The organism is Streptomyces sp. SID13726 (genome assembly GCF_010548375.1).
GTDB lineage: Bacteria > Actinomycetota > Actinomycetes > Streptomycetales > Streptomycetaceae > Streptomyces.
Map to the genome: position 1 here is coordinate 1 of NZ_JAAGLY010000686.1, position 407 is coordinate 407.

At 71.3% G+C, this 407-nt stretch carries 1 protein-coding gene; it reads left to right on the top strand.

All coding sequences use genetic code 11. The features are described from left to right. A partial coding sequence (locus tag G3I78_RS49785; protein ID WP_164437279.1) for a PKD domain-containing protein occupies positions 1-407 on the top strand: 407 nt, incomplete at both ends.

Here is a 407-nt window from a genome sequence, read left to right on the forward strand (position 1 = left end):
GCACCGGGTCCTCCCACCCGGACGGCAAGGAGTTCACGTACGCCTGGGACCTCGACGGTGACGGCGAGACCGACGCCACCGACGCCCAGGTCTCGCGGACGTTCACGGAGAACGGCCAGCACGAGGTGCGGCTCACCGTCACCGACGCCGACGGCAAGCAGGGCGTGGCGACCACGACCATCACCGTGGGCAACACCGCGCCCGAGGTGACGCTCGAGCTCCCGGCCGACGGCCAGTTCTTCGACTTCGGCGACCAGGTCCCGTTCCGGGTCACGGTCACCGACGCCGAGGACGGCGCGCAGGTCGACTGCAGCCGGGTCGTCGTCGAGTACATCCTCGGCCACGACAACCACGGCCACCCGCTGTCCAGCGCCACGGGCTGCGAGGGCGTCCTCACGACCGCCAAG